Annotated in this window: 17 protein-coding genes and 1 pseudogene; 6 read left to right on the forward strand and 12 right to left on the reverse strand. The window is 65.7% G+C overall.

Annotation, left to right across the window (positions count from 1 at the left end; translation table 11 throughout):
- Positions 1-19: 19 nt before the first annotated feature.
- A complete protein-coding gene (locus NO366_RS09450) occupies positions 20-436 on the reverse strand; it encodes a CBS domain-containing protein (protein ID WP_256530546.1) in 417 nt (138 codons plus the stop codon).
- A 159-nt stretch (positions 437-595) separates the two neighbouring features.
- Between NO366_RS09450 and NO366_RS09455 the strand changes: the two genes are divergently transcribed.
- Entirely contained in the window at positions 596-1081 is a 486-nt protein-coding gene (locus NO366_RS09455; RefSeq protein WP_256530547.1) for an 8-oxo-dGTP diphosphatase, read from the forward strand.
- A 49-nt stretch (positions 1082-1130) separates the two neighbouring features.
- Here the strand turns inward: NO366_RS09455 and NO366_RS09460 are convergent.
- Positions 1131-2101: pseudogene (locus NO366_RS09460) on the reverse strand (quinone oxidoreductase family protein).
- A gap of 375 nt (positions 2102-2476) precedes the next feature.
- Between NO366_RS09460 and proS the strand changes: the two are divergent.
- Together proS and NO366_RS09470 are read left to right on the forward strand one after the other, a co-directional pair.
- A complete protein-coding gene (proS, locus tag NO366_RS09465) occupies positions 2477-3961 on the forward strand; it encodes a proline--tRNA ligase (protein ID WP_256530548.1) in 1485 nt (494 codons plus the stop codon).
- A gap of 270 nt (positions 3962-4231) precedes the next feature.
- A complete protein-coding gene (locus tag NO366_RS09470) occupies positions 4232-4483 on the forward strand; it encodes a HalOD1 output domain-containing protein (RefSeq protein ID WP_256530549.1) in 252 nt (83 codons plus the stop codon).
- Positions 4484-4565: 82 nt separating this feature from the next.
- On the opposite strand, the gene NO366_RS09475 is transcribed toward NO366_RS09470, so the two are convergent.
- Positions 4566-5291: an alanyl-tRNA editing protein gene (locus NO366_RS09475; protein WP_256530550.1), complete on the reverse strand. Its 726-nt coding sequence runs from the start codon at positions 5289-5291 to the stop codon at positions 4566-4568.
- A 96-nt stretch (positions 5292-5387) separates the two neighbouring features.
- On the opposite strand from NO366_RS09475, the gene NO366_RS09480 reads away from it, so the two are divergent.
- Positions 5388-5867, forward strand: coding sequence for a DUF7974 family protein (locus tag NO366_RS09480; RefSeq protein WP_256530551.1), 480 nt, complete (start codon positions 5388-5390; stop codon positions 5865-5867).
- Between the two features lie 133 nt (positions 5868-6000).
- Here the strand turns inward: NO366_RS09480 and NO366_RS09485 are convergent, their stop codons facing one another.
- The 8 genes from NO366_RS09485 to NO366_RS09520 form a co-directional block, all read right to left on the reverse strand.
- Positions 6001-7365 carry an ABC transporter ATP-binding protein gene (locus tag NO366_RS09485; protein ID WP_256530552.1) on the reverse strand — a complete coding sequence of 455 codons (1365 nt, stop codon included), beginning with the start codon at positions 7363-7365 and terminating at the stop codon, positions 6001-6003.
- Complete coding sequence (locus NO366_RS09490; protein ID WP_256530553.1) at positions 7358-8440, reverse strand: ABC transporter ATP-binding protein; 1083 nt, start codon at positions 8438-8440, stop codon at positions 7358-7360. Before NO366_RS09490 ends, NO366_RS09485 begins: the two co-directional genes overlap by 8 nt.
- The gene (locus NO366_RS09495) at positions 8433-9467 is read right to left on the reverse strand and encodes an ABC transporter permease (protein ID WP_256530554.1); all 1035 of its coding nucleotides are present in this window, start codon (positions 9465-9467) and stop codon (positions 8433-8435) included. Before NO366_RS09495 ends, NO366_RS09490 begins: the two co-directional genes overlap by 8 nt.
- Positions 9464-10519 (reverse strand): ABC transporter permease, encoded by a 1056-nt coding sequence (locus NO366_RS09500; protein WP_256530555.1) that lies wholly within the window; start codon positions 10517-10519, stop codon positions 9464-9466. Before NO366_RS09500 ends, NO366_RS09495 begins: the two co-directional genes overlap by 4 nt.
- A 30-nt stretch (positions 10520-10549) precedes the next feature.
- A complete protein-coding gene (locus NO366_RS09505) occupies positions 10550-12196 on the reverse strand; it encodes an ABC transporter substrate-binding protein (RefSeq protein WP_256530556.1) in 1647 nt (548 codons plus the stop codon).
- Between the two features lie 176 nt (positions 12197-12372).
- Positions 12373-13590, reverse strand: a complete 1218-nt coding sequence (locus NO366_RS09510) for an ABC transporter permease (protein WP_256530557.1) — start codon at positions 13588-13590, stop codon at positions 12373-12375.
- Positions 13587-14858, reverse strand: coding sequence for an ABC transporter permease (locus NO366_RS09515; protein ID WP_256530558.1), 1272 nt, complete (start codon positions 14856-14858; stop codon positions 13587-13589). The genes NO366_RS09510 and NO366_RS09515 overlap by 4 nt, the downstream gene beginning before the upstream one ends.
- 26 nt (positions 14859-14884) lie before the next feature.
- Positions 14885-15700: an ABC transporter ATP-binding protein gene (locus tag NO366_RS09520; RefSeq protein ID WP_343217331.1), complete on the reverse strand. Its 816-nt coding sequence runs from the start codon at positions 15698-15700 to the stop codon at positions 14885-14887.
- Positions 15701-15978: 278 nt separating this feature from the next.
- On the opposite strand from NO366_RS09520, the gene NO366_RS09525 reads away from it, so the two are divergent.
- Both NO366_RS09525 and NO366_RS09530 read left to right on the forward strand, forming a co-directional pair.
- Complete coding sequence (locus NO366_RS09525) at positions 15979-16209, forward strand: Rdx family protein (RefSeq protein WP_256530559.1); 231 nt, start codon at positions 15979-15981, stop codon at positions 16207-16209.
- Between the two features lie 10 nt (positions 16210-16219).
- Positions 16220-16417, forward strand: coding sequence for a hypothetical protein (locus NO366_RS09530; RefSeq protein WP_256530560.1), 198 nt, complete (start codon positions 16220-16222; stop codon positions 16415-16417).
- Positions 16418-16433: 16 nt separating this feature from the next.
- On the opposite strand, the gene NO366_RS09535 is transcribed toward NO366_RS09530, so the two are convergent.
- A complete protein-coding gene (locus NO366_RS09535) occupies positions 16434-18104 on the reverse strand; it encodes an HTTM domain-containing protein (protein WP_256530561.1) in 1671 nt (556 codons plus the stop codon).
- Between the last annotated feature and the right edge of the window lie 453 nt (positions 18105-18557).

Genomic DNA, 18557 nt, shown 5'->3' on the forward strand with positions numbered 1-18557 from the left:
ACCGCCGTCGTCCGAGCGGTCAGACGTCGCCGGCGATCTCGTTCGGCCGGTCGCGTCTCGAGAGGTAGGCGGTCAGGTCGGTCGTCGAGAGCATGCCGATGACGCCTTCGGTATCGTCGACGATCGGGACGTGCTTGAAGCCGTGGTCGATCATCAGCTCGGCCATCTCGTGGACGGAGTCCTGGGCACTCGCCGTCACGACGTCTTCGGTCATGTACGCCGAGACGGGCGTCCGGTCCTTCGGCTTTCGCTCGGCGACGATTCGAACGAAGTCGGTGCCGGTGAGGATGCCGCAGATCGCGTTCGACTCGTCGACCACGACGGCCGATCCGATGTCGTGCTCTAACATCGCGGTCGCGGCGTCCTCGACGAGGGCGTCCGGAGAGACCGTGTACACGTCACTCGACATGAGTCGGGCGACGAAAATGTCTTCCATGCCAGTACGACACAGGTCCCGCGGTAAAAACGTTTACTCGCCGGTCGGATTCGCCGCGCCGGCCCTGGGTTCCGGTCTGCAGACATTCACGCACGGAGTCACGGTATCCGCGTCGACGCACTCACACAGATTAAGGACCGTCGGCCCGAACTCCCGCCGATGATCGAGGGGACGCTGTGTTTCGTCGTCGACGACGATGAGGTGTTACTCATCGAGAAACGCCGCGGGCTCGGCGAGGGGTGGTACAACGGGCCGGGCGGCAAGCGCGAAGACGGCGAGACGATCCGCGAGTGCGCGGTCCGGGAGACTCGCGAAGAGGTCGGTATCGACGTCGACACTCCGGCGCTCTCGAAGGCGGGCGAACTCACCTTTCGGCTCGACGGTGACCCGCAGATCCACTGCCACGTCTTCCGGACGCACCGGTTCGACGGCGACCCGCGCCCCTCCGAGGAGGCCCGTCCCAAGTGGTTCGCGATCGACGAGGTTCCCTACGACCGGATGTGGGAGGACGACCGTCACTGGCTACCGGGGGTGCTCGACGGACGAACGGTCGACGGCACCTTCCACTTCGAGGGCGGTGAGCCGCTCGACGAGGCCGATTTCGTCGATTACGACATAGAGTGGGACGTATCGTTCGACGAGTGAGGTGCGGTCACGAGCGGGTCGGATCGGGCCAGGGGTGAGTCAGACCGGGTTAGGGAACGAGGACGACTTTTCCGTGACTCTCGCGATCCTCGATGAACTGGTGAGCGTCTGCGGCCTCCGTGAGCGGGAACGTCTCGCCGACGATCACCTCTAGGTCGCCAGATTCGAAGCCACTCGTGAGGTCGGGGACAGCAGCCATGACCCGGCTGGGGTCGTGACTGGACGCCTGACCGAGGTGAAAGCCGATGACGCGCTTGTTCTCGAAGAGGAGGCGACGGTTCTCGACGCTGGCGGGGACGCCGCTGGCGACGCCGTAGGTGACGAGTCGCCCGAAGTGTGCGAGTGCGTCGAGGCTCCGGTCGAACACGTCGTCGCCGACGCTTTCGAGGACGAGGTCGACGCCCTCGCCGTCGGTTTCGTCGTCGACGACGTCGCGAAAGTCGACGTCGGTGTACTGGATGGGGTGGTCACAGCCGAGATCCGCGGCGAGGTCGAGCTTCTCCTGGGTGCTCGCCGTGCCGAAGACTTCCGCCCCGGCGTTCGAGGCGAGCTGGACGGCGGCGGTGCCGACGCCGCCCGCAGCGGCCTGGACGAGGACCCTCTCACCCTCCTCGAGTCCGCCCCAGCCGAAGAGACAGCTGTGGGCGGTGAGGAACTGGACGGGGAAGCCGGCGGCCTCCTCGAAGCGCATCCATCCGGAATCGGGAACAGCATCTGCGCGTTCGCGGTGACGTACTCGGCGTAGCCGCCACCGCCGAGCATCGCGACGACACGGTCGCCTTCGTCAAGTCCGACGCCCTCACCAGTCGCGTCGACGGTACCCGCTGCCTCCATCCCCGGGACGTACGGTGCGTCTGGTCCACCTGGATAGACGCCGCGGCGTTGCATCACGTCGGCGAAGTTGATCCCCGCCGCTTCGACGGCGATGCGGACCTCGCCCGGGCCCGGCTCCGGTTTCTCGCGCTCTGTGACTTCGAGTGCGTCACTGTCGCCGTACTCCGTGACCTCGATTGCCTGCATAGCAGGTCGTTCGAGGGCTGGATGCATAAACGACTGACAACCGACGAAAACCGGCGCCGCGTTCAGGCCGCAACCGTGTGCAGTATTTCGCGCCTGTGTGGCTTCGGTTCGTTCACTCATCGCACCGTCCAGACAGTCGATCAACACGACCGTTTCAGGACCGTTACCCAATTCGTCTCTCTACGTCTGCGTCGAATGCTTCACGGTGTGTCGCAACCGCTTCTCGGAGATCGGACCCGTCCCACGCGCCGAATCCCTTCATGGGTCTCTATTCCCCGAAGATGATACTTGTAGTTGCCGCCGCAATGGAAGCGCGTCTGTCCCACCCGCCCGGCCTTCGCATCGTTTAAGACCGCGCTACCTGACGTTGCGTGTATGAGCGATGACGCGCAGGATCTCGGGATCACCGAGTCCAAGTCACACAAGCCCGGCGAGTGGTACGCGGAGGTCGTCCAGAAGGCGGATCTGGCCGACTACGCGCCGATGGGCGGCTTTATCGTCACGAAACCTCGGGGGTACGCCCTCTGGGAGGGAATTCAGGACGCGTTAGACGGCTGGTTCAAGGAGACCGGCGTCGACAACGCCTACTTCCCGATGTTCATCCCGGAGAGTTTCTTAGAACGCGAGAAGGACATCGTCGAGGGGTTCGACCCCGAGGTCGCCTGGGTCACGCAGGGCGGCCACGACGAGCTCGAAGAACGCCTCGCGGTGCGCCCGACTAGCGAGTCGATCATCGCACCGTTCATGGCCGACTGGATCCGCAGCCACCGAGACTTGCCGATGCGACTCAACCAGTGGTGTTCGGTCGTCCGCTGGGAAGCCACGGAGACCAAGCCCTTCTTCCGCACCAAGGAGTTCCTCTGGCAGGAGGGCCACACCGCCCACGCGACCGACGGCGAGGCCTGGGAGGAAGTCTGGACCCGACTCGACCAGTACGCGCGCGTGCTGGAGGAGGTACTCGCAGTGCCGGTTCTCCGGGGGAGGAAGCCCGACCACGACAAGTTCCCGGGCGCGGAGACGACGACCTGCGTCGAGGCGCTGATGCCCGACGGCAAGTCCGTCCAGAGCGCGACCAGTCACCACCTCGGCCAGAGCTTCGCCGAGGCGTTCGACATCACCTTCGCCGACGAAGCCGAGGACGAACAGACCGCGTTCACCACCTCGTGGGGACTGTCCTGGCGCGCACTGGGCGCGATGATCATGACCCACTCAGACGATCAGGGGCTGGTCCTCCCGCCCACGATCGCCCCCACGCAGGTCGTCATCGTCCCCATCTGGCAGGCCGACACGAAAGAGGACGTCCTCGAGTACTCCGAGGGCATCGCCACGGACCTCGAGACGGCCGGGTTCAGCGTCGAACTCGACGATCGCGACGAGCGCAACCCCGGCTTCAAGTTCAACGAACACGAGCTCAACGGCGTCCCGCTCCGCCTCGAGATCGGCCCGAACGAGGTCGACGACGAGGAGGTCACGCTCGTCCACCGCCCCGACAGCGAGCAGACCGTCGCCGACCGCGACGGTATCGTCGACGCGGTCGACGCCCACCTCGACCAAATCTTCGAGAAACTCTACGACGCGGCCGCGGCGAATCTCGACGAAAACGTCCGGGAAGCCCACTCCCCCGAGAAGATCCTCGGGACGATCGGCCAACACGGTGGCTACGTGAAGACGCCGTGGTGCGGCGACGAGGCTTGCGAGACCGTCATCAAGGACGAAATCGCGGCCGAGATCGTCATGCAACCCGTCGACGATCAGGGCGGTGCCTCCGCGGGCGAACCCGTCCGCCCCGACGAAGACGCGACCTGCGGCGTCTGTGACGAACCCGCCGACGAGATCGCGTACTTCGCAAAGTCCTACTGAGCCTGCCTCACGCGGGATCGACTACCATCCGTCGACGGCTGCGGCGGCTCTACGGCCTGTTTCCTGGATTCTGATAACCATTGGAACCTAGAAAACATCACTTTTCCACACAATCTTCCACAAACGGGGGTGAAAAACGCGATACCAGCTCTTTTTGCCCCGCCGAATCCGCGTTCTATTCACACTTGAATCGTAGTGTCGGCCGTCAGGCCTGAATAATGCGGTATTTCCCCGGTATTCTTTTTACCCTCTAGCAGCGTTGTCAGGGATATGGGAACTTCACCGCGGACGTCACACGCGATGCCGGCGGACGACGCGCTGAGTCATCGCGTCGTGTACGCCATCGCCGAACGCGAGGGCGTCGAACCGGAAGCGCTCGAACCGCCTCTGTACTCTGCCATCGACCCGGAAGCGCTCGATTTGCTGTACGAGAGTGCAGACGAGTCGCTTACGGTCTCGTTTTCCTATCTCGGATACGACGTCCACGTCGACGCGGACGGGACGGTCTCCGTCGATCCGTAGGCCGCTGACGACCGACGGCACACGGAACGCTCACCATCGATCCGTAGGCCGTTGACGACCGACGGCACACGGAACGGACCGACTACGCGTCGTGGAGCTCGAACTCGATCCGCTCGACGTCCGCGCCTTTGGAGGTCCGGTTGGTGATCTCTATCCGTCCGATCTCGCCGAGCCGGTCGACGTGGGTCCCGCCGCAGGGGCACATGTCCCACTCGTCGATCGCGACGACCCGGAGCGGATCGACGTGGTCTGGAATGAGGTGCAACAGCGAGCGGCCCTCGTCGACCTCGCGTTCGACGTCGTCGCGGGCTCGATTCTCCTTCGTGACGGCCAGGTCGCGGTCGATGGCCTCGTTCGATCGGCGCTGAATGTCCGCGAGATCGTCTTCGTCGAAGTCGGCCGGTTCGAAGTCGATGCGAGAGCGATCGGGGTGGATCTGGTTGCCCGCCGTCTCCGCGCCGTACTCGTTCAGGACGACGCGGGACACCACGTGTTGAGCGGTGTGCATCCGGCGCAGACGCTCGCGGCGTTCGGCGTCGATCGTACCGGCGACCTCGGTTCCGGGTTCCGGGACGTCGCCTTCGATCGAGTCGACCTCGTGGCGGACGTCACCGTGATCCTTCCGGACGTTCGTCACCGCCGCCGACCCGTCGTCCCACTCGATCCGTCCGTGATCGGCCGGCTGGCCGCCCCCTTCGGGGTAGAAGTACGTGCCGTCGAGGACGACGTACTCGTCGGTCGCCTCGGTGACGGTCGCAGTGAACTCGGTGACGCCGTCGGAGTCGGGCAGGTAGCGAAGCTCCGTCATCGTGCGGGCCGTTCGCACGCGATCCTCAAATAGTGGGCGCCCCCGGCAATCGACCGTCCGCAATCGTGATGGGTACGACGCACGTTGGATAGCGTGATGCGCTCTCGTCCACCCGACGACGTCGGATTCGACGTGCGCGACCTCCACGTCTTCACCCGTGGATTGAGCGCGCTCGTTCCGCCGTCGCTCGCACGCCGTGCCGTGGCGATTTCGGTGCGAACGGACCGGTCGACCTACGCGTGCAGCGATCCGGTCGAACTCGAGATCGTGATCCGCAATCGCCTGCCGCTCCCGATCGACGTCCCGACGACCGAGCAGCGGCTGTTCGGCTGGCGGTTCGACGGCCTCCTCGAAGCCAGCGAAGAATGCGTCTTTCGTGCCCCGTCGCCGAACGAACTGTCCCTTCGCGCACGCGAGCGTCGAACGATCGAGCGGGTGTGGGACGGCTCGATTCGACGCGAGGGGGACCGAACGCACTGGGAGCCGGTCGAGCCGGGAACGTACGAGATCGAAGCCTTCCTCACGACCGACCCCGAGACGACTGACGCGACGACCGTCACGTTCGAACAGTCGTGAACCGCGCACCGCCGACCGATCAGAGCCGGGATGCGATCGACCGATCGAACGGCTCCGGTATCGATCGGTCGAACGCTGGTCACGCGCTCCCAACCTGAATCGATCGGATGCTGCGTGATCGGCCGTCGCCGGCTCACTCCTCGCGAAACAGGTGGCAGCCGACCCGGTGACCGCTCGCGTCGGCTGGCGCCGGCGTCGGTTCGACGGCCGCACAGATGCTCTGCTCGCTGAAGGTGTTCCTGAGGAGCGTCGCAGCCGATTCCCACTCGTCAGCGACGAGGCGGTCGATGGCGTCGTCGATGGCCGACCCGGCCTCGCCATCGGGGATCGATCCGTCGAAGAACATAGATTCGACGGCCGCTCGACACGCGCTCGCATCGGCCGATTCCGGGAGCGCGAAGGAGCGCCGGTCGACCGCCCGCACGAACCCTCGCGTGTCGGCCCACTCGATCTCGTCCAGATCGTAGGTATCGAGCCGGTAGTCGGCGACGGAATCGTCCAGGTTCCGTTCGTCGAACGAGACCGCCCCGGGGTCGATGAGCTTCGGACAGCGCGTCCGGAACCGACACCCGGACGGTGGATCGATCGGACTCGGAACGTCACCGTCGATCGGCGTACGGTCCGTGGATCGACGCGGGTCGGGAACCGGGATGGCGTCGAGTAACGCCTTCGTGTACGGGTGTCGCGGGTCGTCGAACACGGCCTGCGTCTCGCCGAGCTCGACGACGTGACCGAGATACATCACCGCCACGCGGTCGGCGACGTACCGGACGACGCTCAGGTCGTGGGAGATGAAGAGGTACGTGAGTCCGAACTCCTCCTGGAGTTCGTCCATCGTGTTCAGGACCTGCGCCTGCACCGAGACGTCGAGCGCACTGACCGGCTCGTCGCACAGCACGAAGTCGGGATTCGTCGACAGGGCGCGAGCCAGGTTCAATCGCTGGCGCTGACCGCCGGAGAACTCGTGGGGGTAGCGGTTGTAGTACTCGCGTTTCAACCCGACGGTCTCTAGCAGCGACATCGCGCGCTCGCGTCGCGCCGCCCGCTTCGACGCACCGTCGGGGCGCGCTTCGTCCGCCGGCAGATCGTGTGCTCGCATCGGTTCTTCGACGATCTGGCCGACCTTCATCCGCGGGTCGAGCGACGCCTGTGGGTCCTGAAAGATCATCTGCATGTTCCGGCGCAGCGGGCGGAGCGCCGCGTCGGAGTGCTCGGTCAACTCGACGCCCCGGTAGCGGACCGATCCCGCGGTCGGGCGCAACAACTGCAAGACGGTACGGGCGAGTGTGCTCTTTCCGCAGCCGCTCTCGCCGACGAGGGCGAGCGTCTCCCCGGCGCGAATGTCGAAGGAGACGTCGTCGACGGCCTCGACGTCGTCGCCGCCGCGGAGGCTCGCGAGGAGCCCCGACTCGGACCTGAAGTACTTGGTGAGACCGTCGATCTCGAAGAGCACGTCGCCGTCGTCGACCGGCCGGAGTTCGGAGACGAGGTCACTCATCCTGACTCACCACCGTCGCGGCGGTCTCGATCGGACTACTCTCCTCGTAGGCATCGTCGCCGTGTTTGATGCAGGCGGCGGTGTGTCCCGACCCCTCGCCGACGTCGATAGCCGGTGGGTCTACCGTTCGGCAGGCCTCGCGGGCTGCAGGACACCTGGTGTGAAAGCGACAGCCGACCGGCGGATCGGTCGCGGCCGGCATCGTTCCGGCGATGGGTTCGAGCGTTTCGATCTCGCGATCGGTTCGCGGAATCGACCCCAACAGTGCCTCCGTGTAGGGGTGTTTGGTGTCGTGGAAGATCTCGTCGACCGTCCCTCGTTCGACGATCGCCCCGAGGTACATGACGTTGACGCGGTCGCAGATCTCCGCGACGACCCCCATGTCGTGGGTGACCCAGATGAAGCTCGTCCCGAACTCCGCCTGTACGTCCGCGACCAGGTCGAGGATCTGGCCCTCGACAGTGACGTCGAGAGCGGTCGTCGGCTCGTCGGCGATGATGAGTCGCGGCTCACAGCCAAGCGCCATGGCGATCAGCACGCGCTGGCGCATCCCGCCGGAGAACTCGTGGGGATAGTCGTCGTACCGCGACTCGGGGCGCGGAATTCCCACCTTTCGGAGCATGTCGATAGCCTCCGACGTGGCGTCGGCCGTCGACAGGTCTCGATTGAGCTGGATGAACTCTCGAACCTGGTGGCCGACCGTGTAGACGGGATTCAGACTCTCCATCGGGTCCTGAAAGACGACCGCGATCTCGTTGCCGCGGACCTCCTCGCGGATGGCCGACTCGGAGAGCGTGTCCGACCGAGGGACGAGTTCGTCGCCGTCCGTCTCGAAGCCGACGAGCGTCAGACCGTCGTAGGTCACCTCGCCCGCGACGATCTCGCCGGGGGAGGCGATCATCCGCACGATCGAGCGGACGGCGACGCTCTTTCCGGCGCCCGATTCGCCGACCAGTCCGACGATCTCCCCGGGTTCGACGTCGAACGAGATGCCGTCGACGGCGCGAACCACGGCGTCCTCCGCGTAGAACTGCGTCTTCAGGCCGTCGACGGAGAGGAGCGGCTGGTCAGTCATTGTCGATTCGTGGATCGAGGGCGTCTTGCAGCCCGTCGCCGAGCAGGTTGAATCCCATCACGGTGAGTAGTATCGCGAGACCGGGCCAGATACTGACCCAGACGTTCGAGTTCATCTGTCCCTGTGCGCGCTGGAGCATCTCTCCCCAGTCCGCCGTCGGCGGCTGCGCGCCGTACCCGAGAAACGACAGGCCTGCGACCGTGAGGATCGCGAACCCTATCTGCAGCGTCGCGTAGACGACGACCGGCGAGATGCTGTTTGGAATCACGTGTCTGCGGATGATGGTCCGGTCCCTGACGCCGGCGGCTCGCGCCGCCTCGACGTAGGCCATCTCCCGGACCGAAAGCACCCGGCTCCGGATGATGCGTGCGAAGACCGGAATCGAGACGATCCCGACGCCGAGCATGGCGTAGCCGATGTCGGGATCGCCGCCGCTCGCGAAGACCGTAAAGACGATGACGAGTACGAGCGGTGGGATGGCATAGAGGATCTCGACGCCGCGCATCAGCAGTTCGTCGACCCAGCCGCCGTAGTAGCCGGCGACCGCACCGACGGTCGTCCCGCCAGCGGCGCCGAGCAGCGTTGCGACGAAGCCGGTCGTGACGGAGACACGCGTGCCGTAGATCACTCGTGTCAGGTAATCCCGACCCGCCTGGTCGGTACCGAGGGGATACTCCCACGTCCCGTCCGGGTGCCAGACGGGCGGTTGCCACGTCTCGTAGTCGAGCGGCCCGGTCTCGGGGTGGTGGAGCACCGGTAGCGCTTCGGCGATCGCGAAGTCGTCCACTCGCCCGAACGTGAGCGTCGAGAGGTAGGTGTCGATCGTGACGAAGAGCGCGACCGCGGAGACGAACACGATCAGGTAGAACCCGTACCTGGCCGTCGCGTCCCGCTGTACCTGCTTGAGGGTGTAATACAGCCCGAACTCGGCCTGTACCTCCGGTTCACTCGTCGACTCGTCCGCGAGCGCGTCGCTCGTCGTCTCGGTCGGGTTTCGATCGCGCGGCTTCGTTTTCGACGCGCTCATACGGCATCACCGTAACTGACCCGCGGATCTACGTACGCGTAGGCGATGTCGGTCACGATCACGCCCAGGACGAACGCGGTCCCGAGCAGCATCGTCGTCCCGAGGATCACCTGGTAGTCGAGCTGGCCGATCGCCTGGATGAGCAGGCGTCCGACGCCGTTGATGTCGAAGACGGTTTCGGTGAGAACGGCACCACCGAGGGCCGTCGACAGGTTCAGGCCGACGATCGTGATGATCGGAAGTTGTGCCGGTCGGAACGCGTGCTTTCTGAGGATCGTTCGTTCAGGGACGCCGTAGGCCCTGGCGAGGTCGACGTATTCGCGCTGTAAGCTGTCGATCATCTCGGCGCGTTCGAGACGCATTACCGTCGCCATCTGGAGCGTCCCGAGCGTGATCATGGGCAGGACGAGGTGCCTGACGGTCTCGACGTAGAGGTCGAGCCGGGAGTCGACGAAGCGGTAGTGGTCGACGCCTCGCCACGGCAGGACGAGCGTCCCGGTAGGTAAGACGTCGAGGAAGACGCCGAAGATCAGTATCAGCATGATCCCGATCCAGAACGTGGGCGTCGACACGCCGAAGAGGGCAACGAGTCGTGAGGCGTGATCGGTCGGCTCGTTCCGGCGCTTGGCCGAGAGGATCCCGAGCGGGATCGCCGTCGCGAGTGCGAACGAAAACGCCGAGACCATGAGCATGAGCGTCGGGCCGGCCCGGATCGTCACCAGTTCCGTCACCGGCATATCGTGGTGGATGCTGTAGCCGAGATCGCCCTGTAGGAGACCGGCTGGCGCGTCGCTGAACGCCCCGACGCCGAGCGCGTCGAGGATCTCCCCGACGCCCATGAAGTTGAGGTATCGTTTCCACGCCGGCTCGTCGAGTCCGTAGCGACTCTCGACCGCCTCGATCAGTTCCTCGTTGACCTCTTGGCCCTGGAGCATGATGCTCACCGGGTCGCCCGGCATCGCGTTCGCGAGGACGAACGTGACGATGGAGATACCGATCAGGACGGGGACCGCCTGTGCGAGTCGAAACGTGACGTAACGGAAGAGACTCATGTGGTGGTACCGCTGGGCACTGTCGATTTCTCACTCACCATCGACGAAGACGCCCGCGTAGTCGCTGGCCAGCCGTGGGTTCAGCCCGGAGGAGGGGTGAACCGTCAGGTTCGTCACCGAGTCACCGTACGCGTACGAGTTCGTCATCGAGTACGCCGGGAGCACGACGGATTCGCCGATGATCTCGTCGATCACGCCGGTGTAGAGGTCGCGTCGCTCGTCGACGTCCGCCGATGCTCTGGCCCGCTCGATCTTCGAGTGGAAGTCGTCGTCGCCGTAGTAGTGGCCCTGCGTCGCGCCCTCGCCCGACTCGTGAAACAGGGGATAGACGAACGTGTCCGGATCGGGGGCGCCCGCCCAGCCGAGCGTGTAGATCGCGTAGTCGTCAGCGTTGCCGGTCATCGCCTGCTCGTTGAACGGCGCCCAGTCGAGGCGCTGGACGGACGGGTTGATGTCGACGCCGTCCAGTTCCTGGAGCCGGCGGGCGATCAGCGAGCCCAGTGCTTCGCGAATGTCGTCCGGCGGAACGATGATCCGTGGTTCCCAGCCGTCGTGATCGGAGAGCAGGTCGGCTGCGCCCTCGCGGTCCACGTCGGCTTCCGCGTCGGCCCACTCGTCGACCGGGAAGTCCCACTCCGTCGCGACGACGTCCGGAATCGGACTCGAGATGCTGGTTCCGGCCGGTTCGACGGTCTGTTCGACGAACCGGCTCATCGAGAAGGCCTTCGCGATACCCCGCCGGACGTCCGGATCGGTAGTCGGCCCCTCGTTGCAGTTGAACGCGGCGTAGAAGTACGAGATGCTCGCGTCGGCGGCGACGGTGATGCCGTCTTCTCTCGCGAGGCCAGGGATGTCGTCCGGCGGAACGCCCATGATCACGTCGGTGTCCCCGCCGCGGATCTGGGCGACGCGTGAGGCGTCGTCCTCAGTGGCGACGAACCGGGCGTCGTCGATGTACGCGTTGACGGTGTCCGCATCCCAGTAATCGTCTCGCAACTCGATGTCGACGTAGTCGCCGTTTACGTGGTCGACGTACGCGTAGGGACCGGACCCGACCGGGTTCTCGGTGTTGTACGCGTCTTTGTCGGACTCGCGGACGGACTTGTTGACGACGTTGACACCGAGCGTGACGGTCGTAAACGGTCCATACGGGTCGTCGCCGAGGTCGAGCTGGACGGTTCGGTCGTCGACCGCCTCGGCGCTGTCGATCATGTTGTACTCCGTCAGGTTGTCGGTCTGTTCCTCGACCGGCGCCGTGAACGAGTACACGACGTCCTCGGCGGTGACCGGGTCGCCGTTCGAGAACGTCGCTCCATCCGTGAGGGAGACGACGAACCGCTTCCCGTCCCGTTCCGTCTCCGGCTGCCCGTCCGCGAGCTTGGGCCGGAGTTCCAGCCGTTCATCGTACTCGTAGAGTCCGTCGTAGATGTGCGAGACGATCCGCTGCGTGTAGACGTCGTTCGTGACGATGGGGTCGTAGTTGTGCTCCGGCTCCACCTGCTGGGTGATCCGGAGGGACATGGTCCGGTCCGGATCGTCCGGTTCCACGATCGAATCGAGCCCGTTTCCTTCGACCGTGTAGTCGTCCGGCTCGTCCTGATCGTCGTCGGTGAGGCAGCCTGCCACCAGCATCCCCGTCACGGCCGCCCCCGACGCCACGAGTTGTCGCCGCGTCACACCATCGACGCACCCCGGTATGTGGTTGTGTACCATCTGGCTACCCAGTATTAACCGACACTATTTCAATATTTTCGTAAAGAACTAGTAAGTATTATATTTTAATACACAGATAGATAATGGACACTTTCTGCAAAAATAACTACGTTGTCCGTCGACAGCCGCTCTCGCGTGAGTTACAGACGTGACAGGCAGGCGTACCGACTGGCCGACCACCCGCCGGCGACCGCGGCGATCGATCCGATCGCGATCGCGACGACGGCACCGAGCGCGTACACCGACGGCGGGGTCTGCAAGAGCGAACCGTACCCGACGAGGTCCCGAACGACCGCGTTTAGCTGGCCCGTAATCGGCCCGGTCGCGACGAGGGCGACAGCGCCGCCGACGGCCCCGATGATGAACCCCTGCACACCGACGAGACCGGCGATCACGGGCCGTGACAGTCCGACCGCCCGGAGCGCCGCGAGCTGTTGGCGCTGCTGGTAGGCGAGCAGTACGAAGAGGTTCGCCGTGAGTACGATCCCGCCGACGACGGAGAGACCGACGAGTGCCGCGCCACTCGTGACCACGAGTCCCCGATCCCGGATCATCGACAGGAACTGCTCGTCGCTGGTCCGAACGTCGTACTGCGGGTACGCCGCGGCGAGATCGTCGCTGACTGCCGCGCTGTCCGCGCCGTCCGCCACGTCGACGGTGACGAACGCGGCGCGATCCGTCCCTCGACTGCCGGCCAGCCCCTGGAGCTCCGTCAGTCGCATCGTGATCGTCGGTTCTCCGAGGTACTGCGAGTAGAGATCTGCGGTGCCCACCACGGTGAACGCCCGCGCGGATTCGCCGCTCGCGCCGACGCCGACGTAGACGGTGTCGCCGACGGTCACGCCCAGCTCGTCGGCGAACGTGGGATCGACGACCACGTCCGTCGCGTCGGTTTCGCCTGGCGGGACGTCGAGTGCGTCCCGGTCGCCATCGAATCCTGATCCCGACTCGAAGTCGAACCCACCGTGGGTCTCGTAGACGCCGACGGCCGTGATCGGCCGGAGGTCGGCCGGGTCGGTGCCGACGTAGGTCGTGTACAGTCCGATCGGGGCCGCTCTCGAGACGTCGTCGCGCTGGCTCACGTCCGCGCTGATCGCGTGCGCGCCGACGATGGCGTTCTCCGTCCCGCCGGTCGAGCCGTCGACCGGATCGCTGGTGATCCAGACGTCCCGGTCGGTCTCTTCGATCCGATCCTGTCCGACCGAGACGACGCCGACGCCGAGACTCGCGAACAGTGTCACGGAGAGGACCGCCAGCGCGACGGCGACGACCGCGAGAACGGTCCGGCCGGGGGCCCTGGCGAGTTGGGCCTTCGCGACCCCGACCAGCGCACTGATTCGAACGAGCGGACCGATCATCCGTCGATCTCCCCGAGGACGTCGGTTCTGGCCGCGATGGAGAGCGGATACGGCAGGGCGAGCAGGCCGGCGGCGACCGCGACGAGCATCGTGTACGGCGCGAACAGCGGGTGGAGTACGACGATGGGGGCGGTCCCCAGTACGGCGGCCGAGAGCGCGTTCACGCCGTAGCCCGCGAAGACACCCAGACCGAACCCGAGAATCGACCCGCCGAGCACCGTCGCGAGGACCGTCGTGGCCACCACCGCGAGCCGGCTCGCGTTCGAGAACCCAACCGCCGAGAGAACCGCCAGCTGTGGGCGATCTTCTGCGACGGCCAGCCCGGCTGTCGTCGCGATGAACAGGGCGCACACCACCAGCGCGATCACCGTCGCGACCAGACTCGTCGCGAGCGCCAGTTCGTCGTCGAAGAGGTCGGCGGGGTGGGTCGATCCGGTGGACTCGACCGTGGCGGACGGGAACGCCGTCGACGCGGCGGCGACCGCTGCGTCGTCCTCGCCCCAGACCAGGATGCGATCGGCGAGCGAATCCTCCGACGCCCCGGCGAACGCAAGGAGCGCGGATCGATCGACGAGTGCAACGGGGGTGTCGGCGTCCCCCGAAACCGACTCGACCGCGGTCACCGTCACCGGGTACCCGTCCGTCCCGCTCGCGACGACGACCGTGTCACCGACCGTCACGTCGAGTCGATCGGCCGCCGTCTCGGATAGCACGAGTCCGTCCGAGAGCGGTCCGTCGTCACCGTCCCCGCTCGCGGACGCGTTCGCCGTTCCGTCCGCGTCGAGACCCGCTGTCGACAGTCCGGCCACGCGTCCGTCCGCCGATTCGGGATCGACACCGACGGCCAGAATACGCACGTACTCGGCGGCGTCGTCGGCCGGCTCGTCCGCCGTCCGGACCGGGACGGTCTCGACGAATACCGGCGTCGCCTGGCTCACCCCGTCGGCGTCCCGGATCTCTGCGGCGCCCGCCGTCGCGTTCGCGAGTCGCGGGCGTTCGATTCCGTTTACCGACGAGAGCGAACCCCCGTCGGTGGGTTCCACGACGACGTCGGCGTCGGTGTCCGTCGCGACACCACCGCCGACGAGCGCCAGCGCAAGTCCGGACACGACGACGAGCAGCGCCAGTGTCACCGAGACGGCGAACACGATAGCGGTCGCCTTGCCCGCTGCGACGCCGGTTAGCTGCCCTCGGACCCGTGCGAGGGCGATTCGAACGAACGCTTCCGTTCGGGCGGCCAGCCGCCTGCCCATTCCGCGCCCACCCATATCGTCTCGAGAAGCGCGGTCTCTGGTCACGGCTCGTCCACCACCGTTCTTGCGGTCGACGGCCCCGTCACCTCGCGTTCCCCGCCGTCGACGGAGTCGATCACGGACCCGTCGCACAGCGTGATCGTCCGATCCGTCCACTCGAGCGTCGTCGGGTCGTGCGAGGCGACCAGGACAGCCCGATCGTCGGCGAGGCTCGTCAGCACGTCCAGGACCGTCTCGCTGGTGGCCGTGTCGAGTTCGCCGGTCGGCTCGTCGGCGACGATGACGTCGGGATCCGTCGCGAGTGCACGCGCGATGGCGACTCGCTGGCGCTCCCCGCCGCTCAACTGATCGGGTCGGTGGGCGAGCCGATCGCCCAGTCCGACGCGCTCTAACAGGTCCGTGGCACGGCTTCGCCGCCGGGACCGCGGCGTTCCGCGCTGGACGAGCGGGAGCGCGACGTTCGCACGGGCAGAGAGCGAGGGAAGGAGGTGAAAGTGCTGGAAGACGATGCCGACGTGGCGTCGACGCATCACCAGTCGGCCCCGGCCAGACCGGTTCGCCAGGTCGGTCCCGAAGAGCTCCACCGTGCCGGCGGTCGGAGCCAGCAGTCCGGCGACCGCGTGGAGGATCGTCGACTTCCCGCTCCCGCTCGGCCCTCGAATTCCGACCACCTCTCCGGTCGTGACCGACAGCGAGACGTCGTCCAGGGCACGAACTGTCTCACGCCCCGTCGATCGAAACCGACCGTCACTGCCTTCGTACTCGTGAGTCACTCCGTCCAGCCTGATAGCCGGCGGGCTGGACGACTCGTCCCCTCGGGCCGACGACTGTGTGCGTGAACGACGGATCGATCTCACCTCCGAAGCTACGTCCAACCCATCACCGACCGACCCATTGTTTCCCCTCACCTACCCTGGCAGCGGCGTGACCGATCCCCGTATCCCGCCTTCTGTGTGCCGTTTGCCCGTCTGTTCGATGCGCGTTCCCGCCCGAAACCGATCCTTACAGGACGCCGCCTGGCGACCACCCACGCCCGACCTACACACCGTTCACCGAAGTGGCCCGAGGTGGCACGATTTGGCGCCGATCGGCCGGAAGGCGTACGTTTACGGTTCTCGCGGACGACCGTTCGCGTATGACGACTGTCGACATCACCTACTGCGTACCGTGTGGCCACCTCGACCGAGCCCAGGATCTCCAGCACCAGATCCTCTCGACGTACGGCCAGGAACTCGACGCCGTCTCGCTCGTCACCGGCGACTCCGGCGTCTTTACCGTCCACGCAGACGGTGACCTGCTCTTCGACACGGCCGAAGACGAGTACGATCCCGACGCGATCGTCGCACAGGTTCGCGATCGTCTCTAGCAGGAGTCAGGTGGCTCGTCTCTCTCTCTCTCTCTCTCTCTCTCTCTCTCGCGTCGTGGCACCGAGTCCCGCCGCCTTCGTCGCCGTCTCCCTGGATGCGGTTCGACAGGTCTGTCTGCCAGCCGATCCGGTCGAATCGGTCTCTCACCGCCTGGTCCGCCCGATCGGTGACGACGTGTGCTTCGAGCGTCATCACAGTCGTCTCTGATTCGATCTTCGTTCGGTCAGTCGCCTCGCTGGACGAACGGTCCCGAACAGTCGTACTCGACGAGCGTGACCTCGCCGCTCGCTTCGCTTCCGCCGTGTGGCGTCGTCCGCTCGTAGCCTCGGTAGACTGTCACGGTGTCGACGTTCGTCTCGTGCGATCGGTTCCACGACCCACAGAGGTGGTTCGCGAGGTACGATCGGTGATTCTCGTTGTCCGCCTGGTAGACGTTTGCGAAGTATTTTCGCCAGCGAGCGCTCCGAATCCGTGCGTCGATGTCGTCCGGTCGGTCGCGTTGTACCTGTCCACCGTGGATGACGTCGACGGTGGTGCCGTTCTCCAGTTCACCGGCGGCGACGAACCAGTTCGTGGTGTGGACGGGATTGGGTGCGAACATCCGCCACGTCTGTTCCATCTTCGTCGAGTCGAGCACCTCCTCCGCCGGATCCGGGACCTCGGTGTACTCCACCGCCTGCGCGTTCGAGAGGACGACGAGGACGACGAACACCCAGGGAATCACCGTCGAGAAGACGACGCTCCCGCGATCGACGCTCGCGTCGATCAGGTCGCGGACGGACCGCCCCTGCCGCGCTCCCTCGGTGGCCACACTCGACCGCGGGCCGTCCACCCCGACGGTTGCACTTGGATCCGGTCGATCCTCGTCTGGTGTCACACGGTGGCCAGGTCGATCTTCGTCGGCGTCCGGTTCCGGACGGAGTCGCCGAAAGTGGCGCTCGTACAGGTTGGTGGCCTGGTCGATCGCGCCGACGCGCGACGCGAGTCGTTCGACGCCATCCCACACGACGGTCTGGTAGAACGGAACGACGGCGACCACGACGACGAGCGGGAAGATCCCGAGGCGCATCGTCGCGAGCATCCCGACGTGCATCCCGGCGAACAACGAGGCGAGAACCGCCCGTGGGGTCCCGGAGCAGACGAGCAGCAACGGGGCGGCCGCGAGGAGCACCAGCCAGGCGAGCGTGACCGCGCGCAGGAGGACGAACCACTCCGCGATGTGGTTGCCAAGAAAGATGGTGAACTGATCGGCCTGCATGACGTACGCAACCGCCTCCCCGTCCATCCACAGGTCACTCCGCGACTTGTGAATCGCGTTCGTCACGTACATCAACACGACCTGCAGCAGGACCGCCATCGTCGCGACGCTCGTCGCGCTCGTGCTCGTCGCCTCGCGCGACCGTAACGCGTCGATCGACCACCGGTCGCCGAGCGGCAGGAACATCCCCCAGAAGAACAGCATCAGGAACAGGTTGTCACCGCCGTTCAGGATCATCGGATTGCGGGCGTGCAACGCGAGCAAGAAGAGCCACGAGAGGATCGTCGCGACCCGCGTTCGATACCCGACCACCATCGCGAGGGCGGCCACTCCCATCGTACCGAAGAAAAGCGCAATCGCCCACGGCTCTCCGGAGAGGGTGAAGAACGACTCGGCCGCGGCGTAATCGCTGAAGAGCGCCCGTCGGGGAAGGACGCCGTCGTCCGTGTAGAACGCGCCCAGCCACCGAGACCGCAACGCCAGGTCGACGAGCAACAATCCGCCGAGCCCGATTCGGAACGCCGCCAGTGCGCGCCGATCGATCGCGAACCGCGACGCCAGCCACTCGCTACACCACTCGATCGTCCGCTTCGCTCGCCGCCCCGTCGGTCCAGGCCGTGTTCGACGATTCTTCATTGGAGGGATACGTCGGTTAATAGGCTCTCTCGTTCGGATCGATAAAAACTTGCTGTACCCTGTAACGCGTCTTTCAGCCAGGTCGCGTTCGCCGGCACGGTAATCGTCACGCTGCTGCGGCGTTCGCCCGCCTCGGCTGCCAAAACCCGTCGCTACGAGTATCGAACCAGCTCGGTGGCGGTATCGAAACTCGGATCGCGGGTACGCTCCCACGGTTCGACTACAACATTCGCCAGACGGTGACGATCCCCCACTGGGCACCCCCTCCAATCCAGATTGTGGCCCACATTTCGAGACTGCGAAACACCACGTAAACGCACTGCTACTGTCGTATACCGGCGAATCGGCTTCGACTACAGTTCGGCGAGAAACCGGATCCGCCCTCCCCGATTTGAACAGCTGGAAGACGTTCCTACTCGCCTCGTTTCACTCGGCTGCGTGGGCTGCGACTTC

The sequence above is a fragment of the Halovivax cerinus genome, assembly GCF_024498195.1.
Taxonomy (GTDB): domain Archaea; phylum Halobacteriota; class Halobacteria; order Halobacteriales; family Natrialbaceae; genus Halovivax; species Halovivax cerinus.

Excerpts from the sequence above, each read along its gene's own strand:
- NO366_RS09450 (WP_256530546.1), bottom strand. The coding sequence starts at position 436 with ATGGAAGACATTTTCGTCGCCCGACTCATGTCGAGTGACGTGTACACG.
- NO366_RS09455 (WP_256530547.1), top strand. The coding sequence starts at position 596 with ATGATCGAGGGGACGCTGTGTTTCGTCGTCGACGACGATGAGGTGTTA.
- proS (WP_256530548.1), top strand. The coding sequence starts at position 2,477 with ATGAGCGATGACGCGCAGGATCTCGGGATCACCGAGTCCAAGTCACAC.
- NO366_RS09470 (WP_256530549.1), top strand. The coding sequence starts at position 4,232 with ATGGGAACTTCACCGCGGACGTCACACGCGATGCCGGCGGACGACGCG.
- NO366_RS09475 (WP_256530550.1), bottom strand. The coding sequence starts at position 5,291 with ATGACGGAGCTTCGCTACCTGCCCGACTCCGACGGCGTCACCGAGTTC.
- NO366_RS09480 (WP_256530551.1), top strand. The coding sequence starts at position 5,388 with ATGCGCTCTCGTCCACCCGACGACGTCGGATTCGACGTGCGCGACCTC.
- NO366_RS09485 (WP_256530552.1), bottom strand. The coding sequence starts at position 7,365 with ATGAGTGACCTCGTCTCCGAACTCCGGCCGGTCGACGACGGCGACGTG.
- NO366_RS09490 (WP_256530553.1), bottom strand. The coding sequence starts at position 8,440 with ATGACTGACCAGCCGCTCCTCTCCGTCGACGGCCTGAAGACGCAGTTC.
- NO366_RS09495 (WP_256530554.1), bottom strand. The coding sequence starts at position 9,467 with ATGAGCGCGTCGAAAACGAAGCCGCGCGATCGAAACCCGACCGAGACG.
- NO366_RS09500 (WP_256530555.1), bottom strand. The coding sequence starts at position 10,519 with ATGAGTCTCTTCCGTTACGTCACGTTTCGACTCGCACAGGCGGTCCCC.
- NO366_RS09510 (WP_256530557.1), bottom strand. The coding sequence starts at position 13,590 with ATGATCGGTCCGCTCGTTCGAATCAGTGCGCTGGTCGGGGTCGCGAAG.
- NO366_RS09515 (WP_256530558.1), bottom strand. The coding sequence starts at position 14,858 with ATGGGTGGGCGCGGAATGGGCAGGCGGCTGGCCGCCCGAACGGAAGCG.
- NO366_RS09525 (WP_256530559.1), top strand. The coding sequence starts at position 15,979 with ATGACGACTGTCGACATCACCTACTGCGTACCGTGTGGCCACCTCGAC.
- NO366_RS09535 (WP_256530561.1), bottom strand. The coding sequence starts at position 18,104 with ATGAAGAATCGTCGAACACGGCCTGGACCGACGGGGCGGCGAGCGAAG.